Origin of the sequence: Synechococcus sp. Nb3U1, from assembly GCF_021533835.1 — a bacterium.
GTDB lineage: Bacteria > Cyanobacteriota > Cyanobacteriia > Thermostichales > Thermostichaceae > Thermostichus.
The window spans coordinates 30,927-56,076 of the sequence record NZ_JAKFYQ010000001.1; the positions used below are offsets into that span (position 1 = coordinate 30,927).

At 56.4% G+C, this 25,150-nt stretch carries 21 protein-coding genes and 1 tRNA gene; 14 read left to right on the forward strand and 8 right to left on the reverse strand.

Features of this window, described 5'->3' with window-relative positions; genetic code table 11:
- Position 1 precedes the first annotated feature (1 nt).
- Entirely contained in the window at positions 2-799 is a 798-nt protein-coding gene (locus L1047_RS00150) for an MBL fold metallo-hydrolase (RefSeq protein ID WP_235276546.1), read from the reverse strand.
- Positions 796-1,449 (reverse strand): anthranilate synthase component II, encoded by a 654-nt coding sequence (locus L1047_RS00155; RefSeq protein ID WP_328286050.1) that lies wholly within the window; start codon positions 1,447-1,449, stop codon positions 796-798. The genes L1047_RS00150 and L1047_RS00155 overlap by 4 nt, the downstream gene beginning before the upstream one ends.
- Positions 1,450-1,674: 225 nt before the next feature.
- Between L1047_RS00155 and acs the strand changes: the two genes are divergently transcribed.
- The 9 genes from acs to L1047_RS00200 all read left to right on the forward strand — a co-directional run bounded on the left by acs (position 1,675) and on the right by L1047_RS00200 (position 15,234).
- Positions 1,675-3,633: an acetate--CoA ligase gene (gene acs, locus L1047_RS00160; RefSeq protein WP_235276547.1), complete on the forward strand. Its 1,959-nt coding sequence runs from the start codon at positions 1,675-1,677 to the stop codon at positions 3,631-3,633.
- 245 nt (positions 3,634-3,878) lie between these two features.
- Positions 3,879-5,138: a cysteine desulfurase family protein gene (locus L1047_RS00165; RefSeq protein WP_235276548.1), complete on the forward strand. Its 1,260-nt coding sequence runs from the start codon at positions 3,879-3,881 to the stop codon at positions 5,136-5,138.
- 54 nt (positions 5,139-5,192) lie between these two features.
- Complete coding sequence (locus L1047_RS00170) at positions 5,193-5,801, forward strand: CPP1-like family protein (protein ID WP_235276549.1); 609 nt, start codon at positions 5,193-5,195, stop codon at positions 5,799-5,801.
- A 137-nt stretch (positions 5,802-5,938) separates the two neighbouring features.
- Entirely contained in the window at positions 5,939-7,882 is a 1,944-nt protein-coding gene (locus L1047_RS00175; protein ID WP_235276550.1) for a peptidoglycan D,D-transpeptidase FtsI family protein, read from the forward strand.
- A 63-nt stretch (positions 7,883-7,945) separates the two neighbouring features.
- The gene (locus tag L1047_RS00180; RefSeq protein WP_235276551.1) at positions 7,946-10,591 is read left to right on the forward strand and encodes a TIGR03960 family B12-binding radical SAM protein; all 2,646 of its coding nucleotides are present in this window, start codon (positions 7,946-7,948) and stop codon (positions 10,589-10,591) included.
- 685 nt (positions 10,592-11,276) lie between these two features.
- Complete coding sequence (locus L1047_RS00185; RefSeq protein WP_235276552.1) at positions 11,277-13,514, forward strand: Rne/Rng family ribonuclease; 2,238 nt, start codon at positions 11,277-11,279, stop codon at positions 13,512-13,514.
- A 510-nt stretch (positions 13,515-14,024) separates the two neighbouring features.
- Positions 14,025-14,642 carry a ribonuclease HII gene (locus L1047_RS00190; RefSeq protein WP_443081695.1) on the forward strand — a complete coding sequence of 206 codons (618 nt, stop codon included), beginning with the start codon at positions 14,025-14,027 and terminating at the stop codon, positions 14,640-14,642.
- Positions 14,643-14,666: 24 nt separating this feature from the next.
- Positions 14,667-14,740 (forward strand) — tRNA-Arg (locus tag L1047_RS00195).
- Complete coding sequence (locus L1047_RS00200; protein ID WP_235276554.1) at positions 14,734-15,234, forward strand: GNAT family N-acetyltransferase; 501 nt, start codon at positions 14,734-14,736, stop codon at positions 15,232-15,234. Before L1047_RS00195 ends, L1047_RS00200 begins: the two co-directional genes overlap by 7 nt.
- A 57-nt stretch (positions 15,235-15,291) precedes the next feature.
- On the opposite strand, the gene msrP is transcribed toward L1047_RS00200, so the two are convergent.
- From msrP to infC, 3 genes are all read right to left on the reverse strand, one after another.
- Positions 15,292-16,248 (reverse strand): protein-methionine-sulfoxide reductase catalytic subunit MsrP, encoded by a 957-nt coding sequence (gene msrP, locus L1047_RS00205; RefSeq protein ID WP_235276555.1) that lies wholly within the window; start codon positions 16,246-16,248, stop codon positions 15,292-15,294.
- A 134-nt stretch (positions 16,249-16,382) separates the two neighbouring features.
- On the reverse strand, positions 16,383-16,856 hold the full coding sequence (gene bcp / locus L1047_RS00210; RefSeq protein WP_235276556.1) for a thioredoxin-dependent thiol peroxidase: 474 nt from the start codon (positions 16,854-16,856) through the stop codon (positions 16,383-16,385).
- Positions 16,857-16,871: 15 nt separating this feature from the next.
- Positions 16,872-17,429 carry a translation initiation factor IF-3 gene (gene infC, locus L1047_RS00215; RefSeq protein WP_235276557.1) on the reverse strand — a complete coding sequence of 186 codons (558 nt, stop codon included), beginning with the start codon at positions 17,427-17,429 and terminating at the stop codon, positions 16,872-16,874.
- A gap of 289 nt (positions 17,430-17,718) precedes the next feature.
- Between infC and L1047_RS00220 the strand changes: the two genes are divergently transcribed.
- The gene (locus L1047_RS00220) at positions 17,719-17,943 is read left to right on the forward strand and encodes a hypothetical protein (protein ID WP_235276558.1); all 225 of its coding nucleotides are present in this window, start codon (positions 17,719-17,721) and stop codon (positions 17,941-17,943) included.
- Here the strand turns inward: L1047_RS00220 and L1047_RS00225 are convergent.
- Entirely contained in the window at positions 17,921-18,337 is a 417-nt protein-coding gene (locus tag L1047_RS00225; protein ID WP_235276559.1) for a hypothetical protein, read from the reverse strand. The two genes, L1047_RS00220 and L1047_RS00225, sit on opposite strands and share 23 nt — an antisense overlap.
- A 260-nt stretch (positions 18,338-18,597) precedes the next feature.
- Between L1047_RS00225 and L1047_RS00230 the strand changes: the two genes are divergently transcribed.
- Positions 18,598-20,007, forward strand: a complete 1,410-nt coding sequence (locus L1047_RS00230; RefSeq protein WP_328286051.1) for an aspartate ammonia-lyase — start codon at positions 18,598-18,600, stop codon at positions 20,005-20,007.
- 17 nt (positions 20,008-20,024) lie between these two features.
- Here L1047_RS00230 and L1047_RS00235 read toward each other — a convergent pair whose 3' ends face one another.
- Together L1047_RS00235 and L1047_RS00240 are read right to left on the reverse strand one after the other, a co-directional pair.
- Complete coding sequence (locus L1047_RS00235) at positions 20,025-20,519, reverse strand: hypothetical protein (protein ID WP_235276560.1); 495 nt, start codon at positions 20,517-20,519, stop codon at positions 20,025-20,027.
- 83 nt (positions 20,520-20,602) lie between these two features.
- Complete coding sequence (locus L1047_RS00240) at positions 20,603-21,613, reverse strand: GntR family transcriptional regulator (protein ID WP_235276561.1); 1,011 nt, start codon at positions 21,611-21,613, stop codon at positions 20,603-20,605.
- A 274-nt stretch (positions 21,614-21,887) separates the two neighbouring features.
- Between L1047_RS00240 and L1047_RS00245 the strand changes: the two genes are divergently transcribed.
- From L1047_RS00245 to L1047_RS00255, 3 genes are all read left to right on the forward strand, one after another.
- On the forward strand, positions 21,888-22,547 hold the full coding sequence (locus tag L1047_RS00245) for an OB-fold-containig protein (protein WP_235276562.1): 660 nt from the start codon (positions 21,888-21,890) through the stop codon (positions 22,545-22,547).
- 140 nt (positions 22,548-22,687) lie between these two features.
- Complete coding sequence (locus L1047_RS00250) at positions 22,688-24,616, forward strand: flotillin family protein (RefSeq protein WP_328286011.1); 1,929 nt, start codon at positions 22,688-22,690, stop codon at positions 24,614-24,616.
- 219 nt (positions 24,617-24,835) lie between these two features.
- Positions 24,836-25,093 (forward strand): hypothetical protein, encoded by a 258-nt coding sequence (locus tag L1047_RS00255; protein WP_235276563.1) that lies wholly within the window; start codon positions 24,836-24,838, stop codon positions 25,091-25,093.
- Positions 25,094-25,150: the final 57 nt, after the last annotated feature.

Below are 25,150 nucleotides of genomic sequence, written 5' to 3' on the forward strand. Positions count from 1 at the left end.
GCTACTCCCCAAACGAGAGAATCACCGTTCCCTGGGGAGGCAAAGCCTGGGCGGACAGGATAAGGGGATTGCTGGCGGCAGGCTGAACCGCCCCAGCGGGAAACAAGCCCAAAAATGCCTCTAGAGGCACCAGCTCACACTGCGCCCCCTCGGCAGCTGCAGTGCGATACATCGTCGGGATCACCAACTTCGGTTGTAGGGCTTCGATGGCGGCTTTGGCCCCAGCAGGATCGTAGTTTTTCGGGCCACCGCCCACTGGCACCAACAACAGATCGGGCCGAGACAACAAAATAGATTGCTCCCGCGTGATCGGGGCTGATGCACCGCCCAAATGGACGATGTCGATCCCGGCCATGCTCCAGCGCCAGCCGACATTCACCCCGAAGCGAGGGCCGCGGGGCATACGCACCCCCTGGACCCGGATCCCGTCTACTTGATAGTCGCCTGGCTGAAAGAGCACCCGTGGGTTGCCGGGCACCACATCCAAAGCCCCCTCATCGAACAGCCGACTACTGAGCAACACCAGATCCGCAGGGACTCGTGGGGCAGGGTAGCCAGCCGTACAGCCAGCCGGGCGAAAGGGATTGACCAAAAAGCGAGTGCCGCCCGCCTCGAACAGAACACAACTGTGGTGGAGCCAGGTCAGCTGCAGCCCCTCTAAGCTGGGGCCAGAGGTGAATTCTATGGCTACAGGTGTTGTTGCCCCCCCTTCAGGAGTGGTTTGAGCACCTACTTTCAATCCCACCGCCATCGATCCCAGTAGTCCCGCACTGGCTTGCAGTAATTGACGACGATTCATGGGCAAGGGATCCCTGACGGAACAACAGCAATGGTTTCCCGCAACGGGGTGGATGACTTAGACGATCGAGCAGTGAAGACTTGGGCCTCCTGTAGGAAATTGCTCAACAATCGTTTGCCTTCCCCTGTCAAAATGCTTTCGGGGTGGAACTGCACGCCCTGGATGTGGAGATAACGGCGATGGCGCACCCCCATGATCATCCCTTCGCCGGTTTGGGCGGTTACTTCCAGCTCGGCAGGGCAAGTGGAAGGCTCGATCACAAGACTGTGGTAGCGGGTGGCCGTAAAAGGTTGACTCAACCCTTCAAACACCCCGACCCCTTGATGGTAAATCTGCGAGGTTTTGCCGTGCATCAATTCGGGCGCACGCACAATCCGGCCTCCGTAAACCTGCCCAATACACTGGTGCCCCAGACAAACTCCCAAAATGGGTAGGACTGGCCCTAACTCTCGGATCAAATCCAAAGAAATCCCCGCCTCTTCCGGTCGTCCTGGCCCGGGGGAAATGACCACGGCCTCTGGCTGTAGCTGTCGCAAATCGGCCACCGAGAGCTGATCATTGCGAAAAACCTGTAAATCGGCTCCCAACTCCCCCAGATACTGCACCAGGTTGTAGGTGAAGCTGTCGTAATTGTCGATGACGACCAGCACAATCATTTCCGGCAACGGCACTCTATTCTAGCACTGCTCAGGCTGCTGCCCGTCTGCCCGGCTTGCCCTGAGACCATTCCAGGGTCTGACACTCCCCTCCTGAGCACCCCTTCCAACATCCGAAGAATCCTTGCAGTCCATTGACAGCCCATTGAGCCCGCCTACAGGATCCCTTACACTACCCCTTGCTTGGGTCTGTATTCGGATCCCTCCTCACCCGTAGCTATGTCTCAACCCACGCTCGAATCAATCCTGCAGGAGAAACGCCTTTTCCCGCCCCCTCCTGCCTTTGCTCAGCAGGCCCGCATTCCCCCCGAACGCTACCAACAGCTTTGCCAAGAGGCCGAACGGGATCCCTTGGGGTTTTGGGAACGGTTGGCGCGTGAAGAACTGCACTGGTTCCAACCCTGGCAGCAGGTCTTGCAGTGGGATCCGCCGCAAGCCCAGTGGTTTGTGGGCGGGCAACTCAACCTCAGCTATAACTGCCTGGATCGCCATCTGGAAAATGGCCGCCGCCACAAAACAGCCCTGATTTGGGAGGGGGAGCCGGGGGAGATTCGCACCTTCACCTATGAGCAACTACACCGAGAGGTCTGTCGCTTAGCCAATGGCCTCAAAGCCCTGGGCATTCAAATGGGGGATCGGGTGGGGATTTACATGCCGATGATCCCGGAAGCCCTGATGGCCATGCTGGCCTGTGCCCGGGTTGGGGCGGCCCATACGGTGGTGTTTGGGGGCTTTAGTGCCGAGGCCCTCAAGGAACGGCTGCGGGATGCAGAGGCCAAAGCCGTGATTACTGCCGATGGAGGCTGGCGCAAGGATGCCATCGTTCCCCTCAAACCGCAGGTGGATCTGGCCCTAGCCGAAGGGGTGCCCAGCGTCGAAAAAGTCCTGGTGGTGCAGCGCACCGGGCAAGCGGTGGAGATGACCCCAGGCCGAGATGTTTGGTGGCATGAACTGGCCCCCACTGTCAGCGAGGAATGTCCTGCCCAACCGATGGATGCAGAGGCGATGCTGTTTATCCTCTACACCTCCGGCACCACGGGCAAGCCCAAAGGTGTTGTCCATACCACCGGCGGCTACAACCTCTACACCCACCTCACCTGCCAGTGGATCTTCGATTTGCGGGAGGAAGACATTTACTGGTGTACCGCCGATGTCGGTTGGATTACAGGGCACAGCTACATTGTCTATGGCCCTCTTTCCAACGGGGCAACGGTGTTTATGTATGAAGGGGCCCCCCGCCCTAGTAAACCCGATTGTTTTTGGGATCTGATCGCCCGGCACGGAATTTCCATTTTCTACACCGCTCCCACAGCGATTCGGGCCTTCATGAAAAGTGGGGAGGCCCTGCCCCGCCAGCATGATCTCTCCTCTTTACGTCTGCTGGGCACCGTCGGCGAGCCGATCAACCCAGAAGCCTGGATGTGGTACCACCGCGTCATTGGCCATGAACGCTGCCCGATTGTGGATACCTGGTGGCAAACCGAAACCGGCGGCATTATGATTTCCCCTTTGCCGGGGGTCACTGCTACCAAACCGGGATCCGCTACCCGTCCTTTTCCGGGCATTCAAGCGGATGTAGTGGATTTGGAGGGGGATCCGGCCCCAGAAGGGGGTTATCTGGTGATTCGCCAACCCTGGCCAGGGATGATGCGCACCGTCTACAAAGATCCCCAGCGGTTTCGAGCCAGCTACTGGGAGAAGATTCCCCCCAAAGATGGGCAATACCTTTACTTTGCCGGGGATGGAGCCCACCGGGATGAAGAGGGTTACTTCTGGGTAATGGGCCGGGTGGACGATGTGATCAGTGTGGCGGGCCACCGCCTCGGGACAATGGAACTGGAATCGGCTTTGGTGTCTCATCCTGCCGTAGCGGAGGCGGCTGTGGTCGGTCGCCCGGATGAGATCAAGGGCGAAGCGATTGTGGCCTTTGTGATTTTATCGGAGGGCCAAGAGGGCAGCGAGCCCCTGCGCCAGGAGCTGATGCAACACGTCGTCACGGAAATTGGGGCGATTGCCAGACCCAGTGAAATTTGCTTCACCGAGGCTTTGCCCAAGACCCGTTCTGGCAAGATCATGCGGCGTCTGTTGCGGGATTTGGCCTCGGGATCCGGCATTAGTGGCGATACCTCCACCCTAGAGGATCGGGGGGTGCTGGAACGGTTGCGGCAAGGAGTGTAAAACTCACAGCGAACTTACAGCCTTTTCCAGCGTTATCTGACAGGGCAGATTCAGATCACTCCCTTGCCCCATAGGGTTTTTTGTCTAACTCAAGGATCTGCGTAAAGGCGGAAAAAGCTGTAGCAAGCAAGTTGCCTTCGTCATGTCTGGAGGCACTGAAGGGGTCATGTCTCCTGATGCGATTTGCTAAAAACACTGGGCAGGGCGGCGAACCCTTCCTTTAACCAGCAAAGGGGCGCACTAAGATGAGGGGGTCTAGTCTTCTACCCTCTGTAGTGTTCATGTTGCATCTGGATCCCGCCCTTTATTTTGACCACAGCGCTACCACCCCGCCCCGGCCCGAAGTGATCGAGGCCATGCAGGTGGCTATGCGGGAGAGTTGGGGCAATCCCTCCAGTTTGCACGGCTGGGGAGAGCGGGCGACGATGGCCATGGAACGAGCACGACAACAGGTGGCGGATCTGCTCAATTGTGAGCCGGAGTCGTTGTTGTTCACCTCTGGGGGCACTGAGTCGAATAATCTCGCCCTATTTGGGGTAGCCCAGGGCCACAGGACACCCCAACACCTGATTGTTTCCAGTATTGAACATTCCTCGGTGGAAAATGCCGCCCGTCAGTTGCAGGCTCAAGGGTGGCAGGTAACCCGATTGCCCGTGAACCACTTTGGAGTGGTAGATCCCGAGCAGTTAAAAAGTGCCTTGCAGTCCAATACTGTTTTGGTCTCGATCCTGCACGGGCAAAACGAGGTGGGATCCCTACAACCGATTGCTGAGCTGGGTCGCCTTTGCCGGGAGGCAGGCGTGCTCTTTCACAGCGACTGCGTGCAGACGGTGGGGCGGATCCCGTTGGATCTTTCGGAACTGCCTATAGATATGCTCTCCCTGTCTGGCCATAAGCTCTACGGGCCACAGGGAGTCGGGGCCCTGTACCTGCGACCGGGGGTGGAATTACGGCCTTTGCTACGGGGGGGAGGGCAAGAACGGCGGCTGCGTTCCGGCACCCAAGGGATCCCAGGGATTGTCGGCTTGGGGGTGGCGGCAGCGTTGGCGGCTGAAGAGTTGGCGGCCGAGACAGAACGGTTGCGCAGTTTGCAACGTCAATTGGGTCAGGCATTGCAGGGAGTGCCCGGATTAATCCCGACGGGGCCGCAGGATCAGCAGCAACGCCTGCCCCATCACCTCAGCTACTGTATCGACCGGATCCCGGGCAATGTGTTGGTTACAGCCATGAGTCGCCAAGGCATCGGCATCAGTGCTGGATCCGCCTGTAGCAGTGGGCAGTTGATCCCCAGCCGCATTCTTCTAGCGATGGGCTACTCGGAAGCAGAGGCCCTGGGAGCCATTCGCCTGAGTCTTGGCAAGGCCACCACTGCGGCTGCCGTGGAGTATGTGGCCCGTTGTTTGCGGGGGCTACTCCTTTCTGGGTCGGGATCCGGATCCCTTGGGGAGTTGAGAACTCAGCCAGTGTTGGTCGGTTCCTTTCGCGCCAGCGGGCCGGAGGCCTAGTGCCTTGTGGGCTGGGTTTGGTTAAGGTATTGGAGAGTTACAGGGCTGGTCGTCATGGCTGAGATGAGTCCGTATCAAGTGTTGGGAATCAGCGAAGAAGCCTCCTTCGAGGAGATTCAGTCGGCGCGGGAGCAATTGCTGGCCAACTTGAGTGCGGATGAACAACAACAGGAGCGGGTGGAACAAGCCTACGATGCTATCCTGATGCAGCGGCTGCGCCTGCGCAAAGAGGGGAAAATTGCCGTTCCCGATCGGATTCGCTATGCCGAACAACGGGCTGCTACTCCTGAGCCGGAGCTGAGTGTGCCCCCACCCGCTAGCAAAACTCCGCGCTGGGTCAGCCGCTGGTTGGATACACCTTCTACCACCGATGCCCTCCTGCCTGCTGCCATTTTGGGGGGATTGGTCGGTTGGGTGGTCTTGGCCCCTGATGAGTATCCCTCTCTGCAGTTGGCCCTGGGGTTGATGGCCTGCATTTATCTTCTCTACCGCAAAGAGCGGCGCTTTATTCGCTCCTTTCTCTTGGCCTTGGCGGGCTTGAGTTTGGGGTTGTTGCTGGCCTATGGCATTGCCATCCCCCTCACGGGCGGAGATGCTCCCGGAGCACTGTTGGTGGGGATCACCTTTGGGGTGATGTGGTTGGTGACCAGCTTCTTGCGCTAGCTGTGGGCTTTATCAGATGGACATAGCCCCTTTTCATTCAATGGCCCAAACACCGACTGTTCTCGATCTAGAACAGATCGGGATCCCTGCCACAGGAGTTCCAGCCTACACTAGCGGTGGGTGCTGGTGGGGAAATCATGCTCGAGGGCAGGTCTAGGGGTGAGTTATCTCGGGTGGCCTTGAAACGCGCTTCGCGTTCGCGTCAGCCTGCCCTGAGTTCTGGCCAGCGGTCTTTATCCGGGAAGGCGGGGCCGGCCAGGATCCCCCGCCGCCGCCGCACCGAAGATGGGCAGCACCTTCTGGAGCAACTGGGGCTATGGCTAGGGTGGATCCTAGGCAATCGGATCCCGACGGCTCAACAACTGAACTTCCGTACCTGGACGATCGGCCTGGTGTTGGTGATCGCCCTGTTTCTGACGGGGGCACGCTTGATCTACCTGCAACACCAGCAGGCACCGATGTTGCAAGAGCGGGCCCAGGCTCAACAACGGGCCCAACTGCGACCCTTCATTCCCCGTCGCTCCATTCTGGATCGCCACTCCATTGCCAAGCAGCAGGCGGAACTGTTGGCGGTTGATCGCCCAGTCTATACTCTTTGGGCCCATCCTCGTCTGTTTGGCAGACGCACCCCACAGGATATTGCTGCTGCTCTCGCTCCCGTGTTGCGTCGTCCGGTGGAGCAACTGACAGAACAGCTATCGAGCACCAATCGTGCTGTGCGGGTGGAGCGCTGGGTATCGCAGGAGGTGGCGGATCAAATCCAGGCTTTGTACCTGGATGGGCTGGAGTTGGTGAGCGAGCGGCAACGCATTTACCCACAAAAAGAAATGGCTGCCGAGGTGGTGGGCTATGTAGATCTGGATCATCAAGGTCAAGCCGGATTGGAATATGCCCAACAGGGGTTGATGGAGCGCACTGTACAGCCGGTCACCATTCCCCGCGATGGCTATGGGCAACTGTTGGCGGCGGAAGTGCCGGAGGGCTTGCTGCAATCCCGGGAGACGGTGCTGCAACTGACCCTGGATATGCGCCTACAACGGGCCGCCCGCGCTGCCCTGAAAACTCAATTGCAACGATTTCAAGCGCTGCGGGGTACGGTGATCATCCTGCAGCCGCGAACGGGGGAAATTTTGGCTTTGGTGAGCGAACCCACCTACGACCCCAACCGCTATTTTGAGTTCGATCCGGGCCTGTTTCGCAACTGGGCGGTGACGGATCTGTACGAGCCGGGATCCACCTTCAAACCAATCAACATCGCCATCGGACTGGATGCCGGGGCTTTCTCCGCGGATGAACGGGTGTACGACGAGGGCCGGATCCTGATCGGTCAATGGCCGATCCAAAACTACGACTACCACCAGCGGGGGGCTCATGGCTGGATGAGCGTTACCGATATTCTCAGACAATCCAGCAATGTCGGTATGGTGCATTTGATGCGCAGGCTGGATCCCCGCCAGTACTACAATGCCTTGGTCAGGTTGGGGCTCAATGAGCGCAGTGGGGTGGATCTGCCCTTTGAGCCCGCCAGCCGGTTAAAACCGCTGCGGCAATTTGTCACGGTGCCGGTGGAACGAGCGACTACGGCTTTCGGCCAAGGCTTTGCCCTTACGCCTCTGCAATTGGCCAGCTTGCATTGCATCATTGCCAATGGCGGGTGGAAGGTGCAGCCGCATGTGGTTCGTGGGTTGGTGGAGAAAGATACCGATACGCTGGTGTGGGGATCCGCCCAACCGCAACCGGTGCGGGTTCTCTCGGAACAGGCCACCTTGAGTGTGCGCACCCAGATGCGGGATGTGGTGGATTTTGGCACCGGGCAATCCGCCAAGATCGAAGGCTATGAAATTGGTGGCAAAACTGGTACTGCCCAAAAAGCCGGGGTGCGGGGAGGGTATTTGCCAGGCAAACGCATCACCAGCTTTGTGGGATATTTCCCGGCCATTCGCCCCGACTATGTGATTTTGGCGGTGCTCGACGAGCCTCGTGGGGAAGATGCCTTTGGGTCTACCACTGCTGCCCCGATCGTCCGCTCTATTATTCAGGAGATTATTACCTTGGAAGGGATCCGCCCAAATGCAACTTAACTTCTGCAGTCGAAGAGGTTAGAGTCGGAGCAAGATCTGTTTTGATTTTTCCTGGGATCCCGAATGCCCTCTCTTGCCTCCACCCGCCTCAATCCCATCGATCTTGACCACCTGCTCACCCCCGACATTCAGCGGCCGGCCCGCTACTTGGGCAAAGAATTTGGTGCCGCTCATCGGGCTTGGGATTCGGCACAGGTGCGTTGGGTTCTGAGCTACCCGGAACTGTACGAGGTGGGATCCTCCAATCTTGGCCACATCATTCTCTACAACATCCTCAATGCCCAATCGAACCAACTGTGTGACCGGACTTACCTGCCGGGGCCAGATCTGATCGCCCGCATGCGGCAGTTGGAGATCCCATTGTTTGCCGTGGAATCCCGCCGCCCCTTGCGGGAGTTTCACCTCATCGGCTTCAGCCTTGCCTACGAGCTGGGGGGCACCAACATTCTGGAGATGCTGGATCTGGCCGGGATCCCCCTCAAATGGTCGGAACGCCAGTCCCTATCGGTGCAAGCCTGCCCGTTGATTTTTGCCGGTGGGCCGACAGCGACCTCCAACCCAGAACCCTTTGCAGACTTTTTTGATTTCTTCGTCTTTGGGGATGGCGAAGAAGTGTTGCCGGAGATCGGCGCGGTGCTGGCGCAATCTCTACCCAAGTCCCGCCAGGAGGTGTTGTTGGATCTGGCCCAGGTGCCGGGGGTGTATGTACCGCAATTTTACGAAGGGATCCCGCCCAAGCCTGTTGTCGCAGGGGTGCCAACCCGGATCCGGCGGCGGGTAGCAGTTCCGCAACCCCAGTATTCCGTTGGATTGGTGCCCTTTGTGGAAACCGTGCATGACCGACTGGTGATGGAGGTACGGCGGGGCTGTACTCGTGGCTGTCGCTTTTGCCAACCGGGGATGCTGACTCGTCCAGCCCGGGATGTGGAACCCGAACAACTGGTGGAAGCGGTGGTGCAGGGCTTACAAAAAACCGGCTACAACGAGTTTGCTCTGTCTTCCCTCAGTTGCTCCGATTACCTTTCTCTGCCGGCGGTAGGGGCCGAGCTGCACAATCGCCTCCTCAAGGAACATATCGCCCTTTCCCTACCCAGCCAGCGGGTAGATCGCTTCGATGAGCAAATTGCCGCCATTATGAAGGGATCCCGGCGTTCCGGCCTCACCTTTGCCCCAGAAGCCGGTACCCAGCGCCTGCGGGACATCATCAACAAGGGACTCACAGATGCAGATCTGGTTCGAGGTATTCGCACCGCTGCTCAAGAGGGCTGGGACAAAATTAAGCTCTATTTTATGATCGGGCTGCCGGGGGAAACCGATGCCGATGTCATCGGTATTGCCCGTACGGTACAGATGCTGCAACGGGAATGTGCTGCTGTTGGGCGGGCAAGGGTGCAATTGACCCTGACAATTTCCAACTTCACCCCCAAACCCCACACCCCCTTCCAGTGGCATCGGGTTGACTATGTCGATATCCAGCGTAAACAGGCCCTGCTTAAGAAAGAGCTGCGCCCGTTGCGGGGGGTGAAAGCCCACTTTACGGATATTCGCTTCAGCATCTTGGAGGATCTCATCGGTAAAGGGGATCGCTCTCTGGGGCAGATGATCGAGCGAGCTTGGCGGGCCGGGGCCGGTATGGATGCCTGGTGGGAAAACATTGACGCGGCCTACACTGCCTGGGTGAGTGCCTATCGAGGGGAAGAAACGGATCCCACGGTAGACCCAGCCCTGCCCAATGCCCATCTGCCCATTCATGAGTTTGACCTGGAGGATTCCCTCCCTTGGGATCATGTGGATACCGGCATTGAGAAAAAATGGCTGCAGAAAGACTACCATCGTGCCTTAGAAGCCATGACCGTCGAAGACTGCTCCTTCGAGGGCTGTTCCGCCTGTGGCATCTGTGGCCCTGGGTTTGGACACAACATCGTCATTCCCCCTGCCCCTATTCCCCCCATCCAAAGCCAACCGCAACCCACCAACGATCCGCTCGAACCTGAACAGGCAGCCCAACGCTTTCGCATCACCTACGGCAAAACTGGGGATCTGCGCTGGCTGGGCCACCTAGACTTGATGCGCCTTTGGGAACGGGCCTGTCGGCGAGCCGGCTTGCCTTTAGCCTTTAGCGGAGGGTATCACCCTATGCCGCGCCTGTCCAATGCCAATGCTCTGCCCATCGGCCAGGTGGGATCCGGCGAAATTTTGGATCTGGAACTACTGCCCCGCTACCTCTTTGGAGAACGGCTGCCCTTCACCCCAGAAGAACTGCATACTCGCCTGCTGGAACAACTGCCCGCTGAAATTCCCATCCAGTCCATCCGGGAGATCGACCGGCGGGATCCTTCGGCTACCGAAGCGGTCTATGCCGCGGAATATCAACTCACCGTCAGGACTGAGGCTGCGGATCCCAAGTGGTCAGCCTGGGTGAATCAGATCCTGGATGCTCCAGAAATTTGGATCGAGAAACTCTCCAAATCCGGCAAACCCTACCCGATCAATGTCCGTGCTTTGCTTTATCATCTGGAGTTTCAAGGCCAAGTCTCGGATGGATCCGCTCGCCTCTTCTATCGGGGCAGTTGCCGCAATGATGGCGCCTACTTACGGCCCACCTATCTGGCCCAAATGGCCCAAAAATTGGGGTTACCTACCTGGGAGCTAGTTGTGGTGGAACGGTTGCGCTTGTTGCTCCAGGAGCATGAGTTGAGTATTGCGTAGGGTTGGATTGGCCGGATCCCGGCCCCCTTGCTGCCGCCTTCTAACGGGCCTGCGCTATGGGGCTATGGGCTTAGGGATCCCACAAGCGCTATAATCTTGCCATTGCTGGCTCTTGCTGCTGCAAAACTCGCTAGGCTTCAACCTCGCCGGTGGCAGGGCGAGCAGCGGGTCAGATGTTGGGCCAGATCCCCAAATGGAAACAGTCTTAACTCAATACCCAGAAGACGCGAACACGCGCGATGTGGTGGATATGAGTGGAGGGGGCAACTCACCCCTGGTTTTTTCCATAAGGGTGCTTCTTCCCGGTTGTATGCTCCCTCTCATGTGACCTGTTGAGGTTGCATTTGGGGATGGTCAATAGAGCCTTGGCCAAAGTTTGGGCTAGAGCGGAGCCATGTTCAAGCAGGAATGTGAGCAGCCGTTCTCCCCCTCCCAGGGTGCTAGAGGTATTTTCAGTCCTTGGTACATGGCCACCCCCGTTGATACCCATGCATCCGAACCGAAAAAATGCTTACGGGCCACCCCCGACAAAGCTTAGTTTAGGCATCAGTTCAAGTAATGGATAACCCCATGTTCAGTAGGTTTTGGTTAGTGGATCCCCGGTGGATCCCAGTAGCGAATTTATTGGTGTCCTTCCGTATCAATACACTGGCATTGTCTGCTCCTGGCGCAGTGAGGCATGTTCATGCCTAGGCAGATCGTCATTGCTGAGCAACATCGAGTTGCAGCCGTCTTCGCCGAAGATCAAGTTCAAGAGCTGATCGTTGCCAGTGGTGTTCACCAGGTGGGAGACGTTTATCTGGGGGTGATCGAGAACGTCCTGCCTAGCATCGACGCGGCCTTTGTCAACATAGGCCCTTCTGAGCGCAATGGTTTTATCCATGTCACCGACCTAGGTCCGCTGCGCATCAAGCGGAGCCATGCTTCCATTACTGAGCTGGTGTTGCCCCAGCAAAAAGTATTGGTTCAGGTGATGAAGGAACCCACCGGCAACAAAGGGCCACGCCTTACTGGAGATCTGGCCTTTCCAGGACGGTATTTGGTGTTGCGCCCCTACGGCAAAGGCGTTCATTTGTCCCGCCGCATTGAGGATCGAGAAGAACGTAACCGCCTGAAATCCCTGGCCATCCTGATCAAGCCAGCACAAATGGGCCTACTGGTGCGCACCGAGGCAGAAGGGGTGTCTGAAGAGGCGATGATCGACGACCTGGAGCAATTAAAAAGACTCTGGGAAGACATTCAGCAACAGTACCAGTCGGCGCGTGGGCCGGGGCTACTTAACCGGGATGACGACTTTATTCAACGGGTTTTGCGGGATGTTTACTCCGAGGATGTGAACCGCATTGTCACCGATTCACCCGCAGGAGCTAAGCGAGTCCGCGGCTATCTGCAAAGTTGGAACAAAGGCCAAATGCCCGCCGGGATCTTTGTGGATGCCCACCGCGAGCCCACCCATATCTTGGAATATTTCCGGGTCAATGCTGTCATTCGCCAAGCCTTGCGCCCACGGGTGGATTTGCCCTCGGGTGGCTATATCATCATCGAGCCCACAGAAGCCCTGACGGTGATCGATGTCAACTCCGGCTCCTTTACCCAATCGGCTACCTCCCGTGAGACAGTGCTGTGGACCAACTGTGAAGCGGCCACCGAAATTGCCCGCCAACTGAAATTACGCAACATTGCCGGGGTGATCGTGGTGGATTTCATCGATATGGATTCCCGCCGCGACCAGTTACAGGTGTTGGAGCATTTCAACAAAGCGCTTTCTAGCGACAAGGCTCGTCCGCAGGTGGCACAACTGTCGGAATTGGGGCTGGTGGAGCTAACCCGCAAACGGCAGGGACAAAGCCTATACGAGATCTTCGGCCACTCCTGTCCCACCTGTGAGGGACTGGGGATCCTGGCCCGATTGCCCGGGGTTGAGCCAGGCCGTCTACTGACGGTAGAAAATGGCCTGATGGTGACACTGCCCGACGAAGGCGCTGACGCTCCGCGACGTGCCGGGCAGGATGAAGAAAGCTCCGCCATTCTGGTGCCGCGAGATGGTGATTCCCAGCGGGTGCGTTTGCGGGTGGGAAATGATGGGGTGCCCCGCGCAGAGAGTCGTGTCCCTCTACGGCGATCTCGCTCTGGCCCAGGACAACGACGCTACGGCCCGACGGGTGGCCTGGATCCGTTCTCTCCCTTTGGTAGCCCGGCGGAGTTGGAGGACGAGGCTCGCTCAGAAGGGGGACGTAAGCGCCAAGAGTGGGGGGATCCCCGGCAGCGCAGTGGATCTCGGGGGGGAGATAGCGAAGAAGGAGATGCCCTCCCGGCTGCAGAACCTTTCGGGGATGATTTCCTGCCAGACACGGCTAATATCGGTGAACCCAGCTCTGGTTCACGAGTCGGCCAAAAACGCAGAGACTCCCGTCGTTCTGGACGAGGAGAAGAGGGAGAAGGCTACAGCCCCCGTAAAGACTACATCTCGCTGACCCGAGCGGAAGAAAGTCGACCTGCTCCGGCGCGGCAAACCATCACAGTTGAGATGACCCCACTGCAACAACGAGTGTACTCAGAATTGGGCTTGTCACCGCTGCTGCTCCTTGAGCCGCTGCCGCCTCTGGGTCGAGATACGGTGGTTACGGTGGCTCTGCCGGGTATGACTCCAGCCTCGGTGGATACGCCAACGGAGCTAGAGGGCAGTGAATCCTTGCTTGGGGATGCGCCGGAATCTCCGGAATCTGAAGTGGGTGTTGGGATCGAACCAGAAGCAGAACCACGGGATCCGAGCCGCTCTTTTCAGGCAGACTTGGCTGAGGGAGAGGATATTCCGCCGGAGCCAGTTGCTGAGGCACCAGCCCCAGAGCTGAAAGAACTGGTGGTGAACCCAGCCAAGCAATCTCCAGCAGCTTCAAGACGACGGCGCTCCCGCAGCAGTTAGAAGTTCGACATGGAGTTGATTAGGTTTAGGTTAGTTAGGCAGAAGGCAAAACTGTTGGCGATAGTATGTTTCTCCTCTCCGAATCCCTGTAGAGTAGATGCGCGGTAGGGTAGATGCGCGCTTGCTCTGCTGATGGCTCCTGATTAAGTTGGCCCTGTCAATTTGAATCTGTCAACTTGAATTGGGAGTGGGAATATGAAAAACCAAGGTCAAGAAGAAATTCCTGTCGGACAAAGGGTTGGCCTGTATTGGCTGTAGTCTGTATCGCTGGAAAAGGCTGTAATCTTGATTTTTCTTTTATTTTAATAAAACCTTGCCGCCTAGCGTGACAAGAGTTTGCTTAACAGTCTTGGGTAACGGGCTACAGTCGTTTCCTTTGAGTAGCCCTAGGCCCTTTCCCTTCGTGATATCTATATCTAATCTCTGCACGCCCCAAAATCTCGACTTGAACTTGGTTTGCAATACTTAGTCTATTGCTCATTGCCAGGCTTGTGGAGTATGGGAAACCAGGTGCAGCCCAGTTTGGTTTGGGAGGGATCCCTTTGGCAACAAGGGATCCACTGGGTCGCGGGGGTCGATGAAGTGGGGCGGGGATCCCTGGCGGGGCCGGTGGTGGCAGCGGCGGTGATTCTACCAGTGGGGATGGATCCCGCAGAACTAGGAGGGGTGAGGGATTCCAAACAACTGCGCCCACAGCAACGAACTCGATTGGCGGAGCGGATTCGACAGGTAGCCCTAGCCGTCGCGATCGGGAGTGCCTCCGCAGCTGAGATTGACCAGATCAACATTCGGCAGGCAACGGTGCTGGCCATGCAACGGGCTTTGGCTCAGTTGGGTCAGGTTGAGCACATTTTGCTGGATGGATTGCCCCTAGCCGAGCTGGGATCCTGGCAAACGGCGCTGGTGAAGGGGGATCAAATCAGCCTATCCATTGCTGCTGCTTCGATTGTGGCCAAGGTCTGGCGAGATACCCTGATGCAGAACTGGGATCGGCAGTACCCCGGCTATGGCTGGGGAACCAACGTTGGCTATGGCACCCGCCAGCATCGACAGGCCCTGCAAGACTTGGGACTGACTCCGCAGCACCGCTGCAGTTTTGTCCACTTGGCAGAGCTGAAGGCAAATTGATAGAATACGAACCGCAGTTACGTTGCCCACGTAGCTCAGTGGACTAGAGCACTGGGTTCCGGTCCCAGGTGTCGGAGGTTCGAATCCTTTCGTGGGCGCTTCTCCTCGGATTATCTCTCCGCTCTACCGTCAAGCCACCCCACAAGAGGACTTGCTCTTGGGGAATCATTTTCTGCAGTTGTGGCGGGATAACGGCTTCAGCCCAGACCAAATTCGGGCAGATGGATTAGAAAGGATCCTCTCTTTTATTGAACAATTTATTGAACAAGCGCGGCAAACCTTGCAGTTTCAAGCCTTTGTTGCCCAACTAGAGGGTCAAGTGGTGGGCTCCGTTGGCTGCCAGTTGTTTACAGGCTTATACCCTCTGGTTTTGAGAGAAGACTGTCGCAAGTACGGATACATTTGGGGCGTCTATGTCGAGCCGGACTTTCGCCGTCGGGGGATTGCTCGGCAGTTGACCCAGTTAGTACTGGAATACCTACACTCTATCGGCTGTACCCGCGCAATTTTACACGCCTCTCCCAGTGGAAGACCTGTTTACGAGAAGTTGGGGTTTGTAACTTCTAGCGAGATGCGATTGGATCTCATCTGAGGAATTTGAGATGTCGAATGAGATGTCGAAAATAGCAAGATAGAGACCCGGACTCAATCAACCATATAAATGCGCTACATACTCTCCATAGCCGTTGTAGGGCAAGGTTGGCACCGTCTGCCAATGGGAGCGGGATCCAAATCCGATCAGGGTTTCCTGTGCTTGTGACCAACGGGGATGAGGCACCGTCGGATCCACGTTGGCTTCAAATCCATATTCATCAGGGGCTAAGGTGTTCCAAAAGGTGGGGGGTTGCTCCGCTAGAAATTCAATTTTGACGATGGATTTCCCCCCCTTAAAGCCATATTTCCATGGGAGCACCATGCGAATCGGAGCCCCATGCTGTTTGGGCAGCGGTTTGCCATAAATCCCCAGGGCGAAAAAGGCCAACTCATTCGCCATTTCTTCAATCCGCAAGCCCTCGGTATAGGGCCAGGGCAAGTTGGGGGGCCAAATGGGGCCATACATGATGTCACGGTCATAAAAGGAGGTGAAGCGGACAAATTTGGCCTCCGACAAGGGATCCACCCGTTCGATCAACAACCGCATCGGAAAACCCAACCAGGGCACTACCATTGCCCAAGCTTCCACACAGCGGAAGCGATAAATGCGTTCTTCTAAGGGGAACCTAAACAGATCTTCAAGGCCCAGCTTTTGCGGTTGCCGTACCAGCCCTGTGATTTCGACCGTCCAGGGATCTGTCGGCAGAGCCTGTGCCCCCCGCCAAATTCGTTTGCCGGATCCAAATTCATAAAAGTTATTATAGCGGGCTGCAACAATCTCTTCGGTGAGAGGTCGCTCTGGATCTGAAAAAGTGGGGTTCAAAAGGATCCCACTCAAGTCCCGTTCCACAGAAGGAGCTGCTTCTCTGCTGCCAAACCCAAAAATGGAGAAACTGGCCCCTGCCCCGGCGGATCCCAGTTGGGTGAGAAATCGCCGCCGGTCCAAAAAGATTGCTTCCGGTGTAACCGGGGTTTCTTGTTGCCAGGGGCGAGGAACCTGGAGCCCGAGCATACATCAGCCATCCTTTAGGCGGGGAAAAGTCTGCTGCCAAAATTTACTCTACCGTCAACGGCCAGGAAAACTCTGTAGGTAGAGGATCACATAGGCTATGTGGACTTGTGAACCGAGCCAAATCGTTGCTGCATTTACCCAGTTGACTCCGTTGACACCTGTTTGAGCAGATCCGCCGCATGGGTTTCCACTTTAACCTTGCTGACGATGGCTTCGATCTTGCCTTGCGGGTCGATGATAAACGTGGTGCGATGAATGCCGTTGTACTCTTTGCCCATGAATTTCTTCGGGCCGAATACCCCGTAGGCTGTGGCCACCTGTGCCCCCTCATCCACCAACAACGGAAAGGGCAACTGGAACTTCTGGGCAAACTTTTGATGGGAACGGGCATTGTCCGCGCTTACCCCCAATACGCGGATCCCCTGCGCCTGATAGTCCGCGTAAGCATCTCGAAACCCACAGGCTTCTTTGGTGCAGCCGGGAGTATTGTCTCGGGGGTAAAAGTAAAGCACCACCCGCTGCCCCCGCAAATCGCTCAAGCAAATGAGGTTGCCCTCTGCATCCGGCAAGGTAAAGTCAGGGGCGGGATCCCCGACAGAAAGACTCATAGACGGGATCCCTCCTTAGGCTAATTTCTTGGGGGAGAGGATCATAATCATGTTTCGCCCTTCTTTGCGGGGGGCTTGCTGCATTTCCGCTACTTCTTCTAGGTCTTTGAACAGACGGCGCAACAATTCTTCTCCCAACTCGGCGTGCTGAGCCTCCCGACCGCGGAACATAACGGTCGCTTTCACCTTGTCACCATCCGCCATAAATTGCTGGGCACTGCGCAGACGGACATTGTAGTCATGCTCGCCAATGTTGTAACGAAACTTCACTTCCTTTACTTCGGCAGTGTGTTGTTTCTTGCGCGCTTCCCGCTCTTTTTTCTCTTTCTCAAACTTGAACTTGCCGTAGTCCATAATGCGGCAGACGGGCGGATCGGCTTTGTCGCTCACCAAGACCAAATCTAGGTCTTTTTCTTCTGCCAATCGCAGGGCTTCGCGCGGGCTCATGATCCCCAGTTGTCCGCCGTCGGTATCGATGAGACGGATTTTGGGGAAGCGGATGCGCTCGTTAATGTTCGGCAGCTCTGCACGCTGCTTGCGGGGGAAGCGGTCAAATGGACGCTCTAAGGCCAAGTTTTCCTCTCTATGAGATATCTACGAGATAACGAAGGGGTAGCAAGCCTCGTTTCGCCGATGCTAGCCGATGGGTTGTGCCAGCGAAAGGGCAAGGCATGCTCCACCTATATTAGCTAGCATTTTCCGTCTCGTTCTGGGGTTGTTAAGGCCTGCTGACTTAGGGATTCTGCCAGATTTAGGCATCAACCACGGTAGGATGACCAGGGTAACGATCCTGCTGAGAGAACCCAGGCTTCAGCAGATCCGCCATTATTTTCTACTGTGGTTCGTAGGGAGGGCAAAAGCAGTGCAGTTAGGTTTAACTCAACGGGAACTGACGGAATTGACCCGAAAGTCGGTACAACTGATCCTGAGTGGGCGTGAGGGGGATAGCGAAGCCTTGACCCAATACAAAACCTCTGCTCAATTCCGGGCTGGGGTGCAACTGGCTTGTGCGGCGATGGTCTTGGTCTTAGCGGAAAACAATGAGCGCATCAGCCAACAGTTGGCTAGCCTCCAGAAGGAATCCTGAGGTGAGTTCGAACCTGATGCCATACCTGCCCTAGGGAGCTGCACCAGCTGAGGGGGGCTAGGCCTCCAGCCCCAAGTTTTGCCTGCGATCCCTGCGGGGGTTGAACCTTTGCCGGAAAGGCTAACCCCAACCGGATCAAGTGGGCACAGGCTTGGCGAACCGCGAACAGGTCTTCTTCTAGATCGAGGCTGATTTGCTGCACCGTTGTGCCTGGAGAGAGTTGTTCCCAAACACTCCATTGCAGCGGGGTGAGCTTGACTGAAGGGATCCCTTTTGAACTGCGGCACAGGTGGGCGGATGGATCGGGCCACTCCTCTAAGCTCGGAGCTGCTGGCGGGGAGTAAGGCACATCTGGAAAACTGGGGCTCATGGCGAGAACAACAACACGGGTCATCCCCTTGCCTCGAAAAACCGAATCGGCGGTGACAGGGTCGATCCTTCCGCGAGGTCTGGGGGACAGGGATCCCAGCCAACAACTCATGGCAGGATCATGGATGGATGATGAACGATAACCGGGGAAAAATCAGGGAAAAGTTGACATCTTGGTAGCTTTTTTATCGCATCGGGACACCTTTGAGTGATTTAGATTACATTAGATCACTTGGATCCCAAGGGATCCCGACTAGCCTAGCGGAGGAGGAAACTTTGGTTCAGGTGCGCAGCGAACGGGATTCGATGGGGGAGCGGCAACTGCCGGAGTCGGTCTATTACGGCATTCAAACCGCCCGTGCTCTGGAGAATTTCCCTATCAGTGGTCTCAAGCCCTTACCTGAATATGTGGATGCTTGTCTGCTCATCAAAAAAGCAGCTGCCAAGGTGAATGGGGAGTTGGGGTGCATTCCTGCGGATGTGGCCGAGGCCATTGTGCGAGCAGCAGATGAAATTTTACAGGGATCCCTGCGGGATCAATTTGTGGTGGATGTCTATCAGGCGGGAGCGGGTACCTCCCACCACATGAATGTCAACGAGGTGCTGGCCAACCGGGCCTTGGAGATCCTGGGAGAACCCAAAGGTCACTACGACCGCGTGAGCCCCAACGACCACGTCAACTACGGCCAATCCACCAACGATGTCATCCCCACTGCGATGCGGCTGGCGGCTCTGTTGCGAGTGCGGCAGAATTTGTTACCCACCCTGGATCATTTGGTGGCGGCACTCGGACAAAAAGCAACCGAATTTCAGTCAATCCTCAAGGCCGGGCGTACCCATCTGCAGGATGCTGTCCCGGTGCGGCTGGGAGATAGCTTTGGTGCATACCAGGTGATCTTGGCCCAACATCGCCAGTGGATCGACCAGGCCAGTCAGGCCCTGTACAGCTTGGGATTGGGGGGAAGCGCTGCGGGTACTGGGCTCAATACCCACCCCCACTATCGGCAACAGGTGGGGCAACGGCTGGCGGAGTTGACCCAACTGCCCCTGACCCCAGCCCCCCATTTGATGGCGGCCATGCAGAGTATGGCTCCCTTTGTGCATCTGTCGGGATCCCTACGCAACCTGGCTCAAGACTGCATCAAGCTGGCCAACGACCTACGCCTGATGGATTCTGGCCCCAAAACTGGCCTCAAGGAGATCCAGCTGCCGCCGGTGCAACCAGGATCCTCGATCATGCCGGGCAAATACAATCCGGTGATGGCAGAAATGCTGAACATGGTCTGCTTTCAGGTGATTGGGTTGGATGGGGCGATCACCCTTTGTGCTCAAGCCGGACAATTTGAGCTGAATGTGATGATGCCTCTGATCGCCTATGACCTGCTGCACAGCCTGCGGATCTTGAATAACAGCTTGCGGGTCTTTACGGAACGCTGCATTCAAGGGATTACACCCCAGCCAGAACGATGTCGCCACTACGCGGAAGGGACTCTCGCCCTGGTAACCGCCCTCAACCCCTACATCGGCTATTTGCAAGCTGCAGAGGTGGCCAAAACCTCTCTGGAAACGGGGCGATCAATCCGGGCAATTGTCCTAGAGCGCAATTTGATGACTCCAGAACAGGTGGCGGAGGTACTAAACCTGGAGGCGATGAGCCAGATGCAACCTCTTGCTCAATCCCCCCTTGTTGATTGAATCTCTACTGAATCTCTTCAGGCTTGCAGAGCGTTACAGGGTCTGGCGCCACGGTAGAACAAAGGCCGACGTGGAGAAGGTTCGGCATCCACAAAATAGGCATCGGCAGGAATCGACTGGCCCCAGTTGCGGAAGGGACTCTTCGCTTTGGGTTTGACCGGAGCGGCGGGTTGAGAAAGGGTCATGTTCAAAAGTTGTTTCGGCATGACGGGAATTTCGGAGCCCACCCGTGACCAGACCTCACAGCGATCAGAATGCACCACCACAATACTGACCAGGGATCCGTAGTCCATGTCGTGGCGGCAGCTGTCGACGGCTTCCTTCAGCTTACGGAAGCTACGGTTAAAGGCGTAAAAATGGTTCTGAAAGCGAATGGACTCCAAGAAACCATCCGTCGTAACTGCCACATGGTTATGGTCGGTGGAAGCGTAGTCGAGGATCACCATAAGTGGAGAGGCTGAGAGAGGGTGAATCAAAACGAATGGGCTTTTGCCGTAATTACACTTAAGCATGACTTCTCATAGCTGGTCATCCGCGAAATGGCTTGTCTGCAACAAGGTTTAACGAAATCTTCCGTTGACTCTATCCTCTGCCCTCAAGCTTCCATTTCCTGGGCGGGGATCCCACCCAATTCCCGCCGCAGTTCTGCCAGGGCAGCTTCCCCAATGTGAGGAGCGGCACAGACCAGGGTGGGCATGCGGATCAGATCGGCTCGGGCTTGGCGCAATAAGGCGCGCAGGGTAGGGTAGCTGGCTTCGTCGCAAATGAGGGTATGGGCGCGGCGCATGATAGAGCTCACCCGCTCTGTATCAGAGATCACTGCTGTCAGCACCAGCAGATCCTCTCCCCGCAAACTGTGGATGATCACCTCCGCAACCTCCAGCAGAGCGGTGCTGATGCTGACCAGCCCCAGGCAGGCATGGGGGGGCAGTTGGCGAACCAAATCAATTTCCTTGGCGTAGTCGGATACCTCTATGGGCAAAACACGGGCGCCGCGGGGCTGGGCAATGGCTTCGACGGCACTCAGAAAATAACGGAGCGTCACGACGGTGCCGGAACGGAGCTGATCCAAAACCGTGGCCAGATCCTCCAAGGGCACCAACTGTACCCGGATGCCCAAGGCCTGTTGGATTTGCTGAGTCATCAGTTCCCCTGTGCCCAAATCTCGACCCGGCACACACACCAAGACCTGGGCGCTACAGCGCAAGCGCCAATCAATCTCCGCCAGCAGCAGATCCCGTACCTGTTCTAGAGAAAACCCCTGTTGTTGGAGTTGGTCAATGCCCTGGCGCACCTGATGCAAGGCTTGTTTGGATTTGTCCAGATTTTGACTCAGGACTTGAGAAGTATTGGCTACTTGACTGGCTGCTCCACTGACATAGATCCCGGAAGCGGCCCGAGTTTCCACCAGGCCCATTTCTTCCAGTTGGTGATAGACCTTGTTGATGGTGTTGCGGTGCAGGCCCGTTTGCATGGCCAATTGGCGGGTGCTAGGCAGGCGACGACCGGGGGGAAATTGCCCACAGGCGATGGCAAAACAAAGTAGGTTAAACAACTGTACAGAGCCAGGGATCCCACTCTCCGGTTGAATGGAAATGCGCATCATCGGTCCGTTGTTCTCCCTACGGAATCACCTGCCAGCAAGATACAGCCTTTTCCAGCGTTATCTGATACAGCAGATTCAGGTCAATCCCTTGCTCCATAAGGTTTTTTGCCTAGCTCAAGGGCCTGCGTGAAGTCGGAAAAGGCTGTAGCGTTAACGCAGAAAGGATTGGCATTCAATGGGGCCTGGATTCAATCCAAGACTGGTAGGGTAAGAGCAGCCGCATCCGGCGTGCTGTCAAAATCGCCCGTTGTGCAGAGTTTACTTGAGGCTGGTTATGCTCTTTAGCCTGCTTAACTTGCCCTATTGGATCCTGTTGGGGGTTGGGGTCGGACTGTTTTTACTGGTAATCCTGGCGGGTGGGGGAGATGAAGATCTGGAGGTAGAGGCCGAATTGGACTCAGAGCTAGAGGCTGACGGGGGATCCCTGTGGAGCTGGCTGGGGGTGGGGGAGGCGCCGCTGATCTTGTTGTTGGCCCTGGATTTTTCCCTCTGGGGGCTGCTGGGCTGGCTGGTTCAGGTGACGTTGCTGGGTTGGCTGGGATCCCTGGGCAATAGGGGGCAATTTTTGGTTTTGATGGGATCCTTGGTGGTTGCCATCGGCTTGGGGCGTTGGATTGCTCGTCCGATTGGTTTGGCATTCGCCGGGTTTGGCGAGGATGCCAGCGAGGAACGGTTGATTGGGCGGGTGGGCACCGTTAGCTCCCAGGAGATCCCCTTGGGAGGGCGAATTGGCCAGGTGGATGTCTTGGATACCCACCGCAATCGAGTCACCGTCAGCGCTCGGCTGCCTGAATGGGCCACCGCTGCACCGAAAAGAGGCCAGGAGGTGATCTTGATCGAGCGGGGATCCCAGGGATATGTGGTGATCTTGAAAGATAGCCCCGATGAGGCCCACTGGTTACGGCCTGGGTCTTCCCCTACTTTGCCGGAATAGGCTCCGTTTTGACTTGGTACCAGATTTCATTTGAGTCGTAGAAGTCTTGTTGTATGCTCAGGGCGTACCAGAGGGAATGGAATTGCCCCGTTGCAGTGCCCCTGCCCATCAGACTTATCTGCAGTAGAGAGGGATCCCTGATGTTGTTTTGGCTAGCGTTGCTGCAATCTTTACCGATCCCCAGCGAGAGGGATCTCCCGCAAGCACAGGTTACCCTCCTCCCGCAACGCCCTCCGCTACCCACCACTTTAACCCAGACGAACGGGATCCCTTTATCAGCCCGCGGTCAACTGCTGAGTGGCCCCACTTTTTTTGCCGGGGTGGCTGGAGCGATTGTCTTTCTGTTGCTCCTGGCCATTTGGGCCTATACCCGCGTCTACGTGATCACCCCCAACAACGAAGCCTTTGTGCGCACAGGCGGGGTGGTGGCCAAGAAAAAGACTGTGATTTTGAATGGTGGCTGCATCGTTTTACCCGGGTTTCATGAGCTGACACGGGTTCCTTTGCGGGAGATTTCCATCGATGTGGAACGTACCGGGAAACTGGCGGTGCGCACCCAAGACTACCTGCGGGCGGATATGCGGGTCACCTTTTTCGTCTGCATCAACGCCACCGAAGAAGATGTGCTGACGGCAGCGGCCAGACTGTCTCAGGCGGGGCGGATTACCCCCGACGACATCAAAAATGCTCTGGAAAAACGAGCCGATGACGCGATCCGAGCCGCTGCCAAAACCAAAAACCTAGCCGAGATCGACTCCGATAAATTAGGCTTTGCGCAGGAGGTCTTAAACCTGATCGAGCCGGACTTGAAAAAAGTTGGGCTAACCCTCAACAACATCGCCATCTCAGAAGTAGAAGAAAGCGATACCTACGATACCAACAATTTCTTCGATGCCCAGGGAGTACGCCTGCGCACCGAGACTATTCAAAAATCCATTCAGCAAAAACGGGAAGTAGAACTCTCCACCCAGGTCACCATCGAACAAAAGGAGCTGAACGCCGAGAAGCAATCCCTCCTGATCCAGCAGGAAAAAGAGAGCGCTCGTATGGAGCAGCAGCTACAATTAGAAGCCCTAAAGGCCCAGCGTGAACGGGAAATCCAAGAAGCACAGGTGCGGGAAGCAGCTACTGTGGAGCGGAATAAAATCCTACAAATGCAGTCGGTGGAAGAGGAGGAAATTCGCAAAAAGTTGGCCATTCAGCAGAGCCAAATCAATGCCGATATTGCTCTAGAAGAACGGAACAAACAGCTCAAAATTGTGCAAATCCTACAACAACAGGAATCAGAAACTGCTGAGATTCAGCGACAACAGGCGATCGAATCCGCCCGACTGGGATCCCAGGTGCAAATTGCCGAGTCGGAACGGCTGGCCCAAATTGCCCGCGAAGAAGCGCAGATTGCCATTGCTAACAAGCGCCGCGAGAGTCTTTTGGCGGAAGCCGAACGGGTGAAAGCTGAAAGTGGGGTGCAAACGGCCCGCGAGCTGGAACAAGCGGAACGCCGTCAACGGCTGGCCATTATCGCTGCCGAAGAAGAGGCCGAACAACGCACCATCAGCGAGCGCAATGTGGTGGAAATCGAGGCCTTCCGGCGCAAACGACAGGCCCAGATCGCCCAAGAAGCCGCCCAAATTGAAGCAGAATCCATCCGCACTTTGGCTGCCGCAGAACGGGATCGGGCCTTGGCCGAAGCAGAAGGGATCCGCGCCAAACTGGCCGCTCAAAACACCGTCAGCACCGCCACCCTTACCGCTGAGTTGATCAAAGAACTGTGGCCGGAGCTCGTCCAGCAATTGCCCCAAACCCTGGAGGCGCTCGCCCCTAAACCCGGAGTCTTAGGGGATGCCCGCATCTACAGTTTTGGTGGCGGCATGGGTAATGGCTCCTCCGCGGCAGAAATTAACAAGCTGCTGCTCTCCAGTAGTGGTCTCGAACTTCTCAGTGGTTTGCTCAAAGAAGACAAGCTGGGCGCCCTGCTAGACCGGATTGCCCTCCTGTTGCGGCAGCCGGAGGCTGACTCTTCTGCTCCTGAGGTGCATCAAGGGATCCCGACCAAGGAAGGAGGGTAGAGGGTTGCGGGGGATCACCCCAGAATCAAGAGATCCAGACTATAAGGCAATCATTAAAAAACTATTAAAAATTTTAAAATCGCATCCTCCAAACGGAGCAGACCACGTCCCTCCAGGATATTCTTGTAGTAATAAAAACTTGCTTGCCTTATTTTCTGTACTTTTTATGTGGTTATCGGGGCATTTACTCCAGTACTTTTGAAAGATAGGCATCAAAGCTTGGATCTTGTCTCTGGGACTGGGTTTCAGGCCGGCCAAATGTTGGGGTGGGGGGTCTTCGTGCGTGTTTATTCCCTGATTGAAGAAATTTTGCAGACCGAGATGCTTACTACTCGTCAGGAGCAGCGGCTAGACCAGCTTTTGGAGTCAAGGGACTTTGATTCGGATGATTTGGTGGCCCTAGATCGTCTCATTGAAGCCCTGTTCACCCGTCGAGTTGTGGCTGTGCCGGATGATTTGCCTGCTCGCTCAGTATAGGCTGAGTTGAACTTGTCAACGGGCCGATGATCAGTTTGCCTCTCGGCCATACAGCCT

Excerpts from the sequence above, each read along its gene's own strand:
- L1047_RS00150 (WP_235276546.1), bottom strand. The coding sequence starts at position 799 with ATGAATCGTCGTCAATTACTGCAAGCCAGTGCGGGACTACTGGGATCG.
- acs (WP_235276547.1), top strand. The coding sequence starts at position 1,675 with ATGTCTCAACCCACGCTCGAATCAATCCTGCAGGAGAAACGCCTTTTC.
- L1047_RS00165 (WP_235276548.1), top strand. The coding sequence starts at position 3,879 with ATGAGGGGGTCTAGTCTTCTACCCTCTGTAGTGTTCATGTTGCATCTG.
- L1047_RS00170 (WP_235276549.1), top strand. The coding sequence starts at position 5,193 with ATGGCTGAGATGAGTCCGTATCAAGTGTTGGGAATCAGCGAAGAAGCC.
- L1047_RS00175 (WP_235276550.1), top strand. The coding sequence starts at position 5,939 with ATGCTCGAGGGCAGGTCTAGGGGTGAGTTATCTCGGGTGGCCTTGAAA.
- L1047_RS00180 (WP_235276551.1), top strand. The coding sequence starts at position 7,946 with ATGCCCTCTCTTGCCTCCACCCGCCTCAATCCCATCGATCTTGACCAC.
- L1047_RS00185 (WP_235276552.1), top strand. The coding sequence starts at position 11,277 with ATGCCTAGGCAGATCGTCATTGCTGAGCAACATCGAGTTGCAGCCGTC.
- msrP (WP_235276555.1), bottom strand. The coding sequence starts at position 16,248 with ATGCTCGGGCTCCAGGTTCCTCGCCCCTGGCAACAAGAAACCCCGGTT.
- bcp (WP_235276556.1), bottom strand. The coding sequence starts at position 16,856 with ATGAGTCTTTCTGTCGGGGATCCCGCCCCTGACTTTACCTTGCCGGAT.
- L1047_RS00225 (WP_235276559.1), bottom strand. The coding sequence starts at position 18,337 with ATGACCCGTGTTGTTGTTCTCGCCATGAGCCCCAGTTTTCCAGATGTG.
- L1047_RS00235 (WP_235276560.1), bottom strand. The coding sequence starts at position 20,519 with ATGCTTAAGTGTAATTACGGCAAAAGCCCATTCGTTTTGATTCACCCT.
- L1047_RS00240 (WP_235276561.1), bottom strand. The coding sequence starts at position 21,613 with ATGATGCGCATTTCCATTCAACCGGAGAGTGGGATCCCTGGCTCTGTA.
- L1047_RS00245 (WP_235276562.1), top strand. The coding sequence starts at position 21,888 with ATGCTCTTTAGCCTGCTTAACTTGCCCTATTGGATCCTGTTGGGGGTT.
- L1047_RS00250 (WP_328286011.1), top strand. The coding sequence starts at position 22,688 with ATGTTGTTTTGGCTAGCGTTGCTGCAATCTTTACCGATCCCCAGCGAG.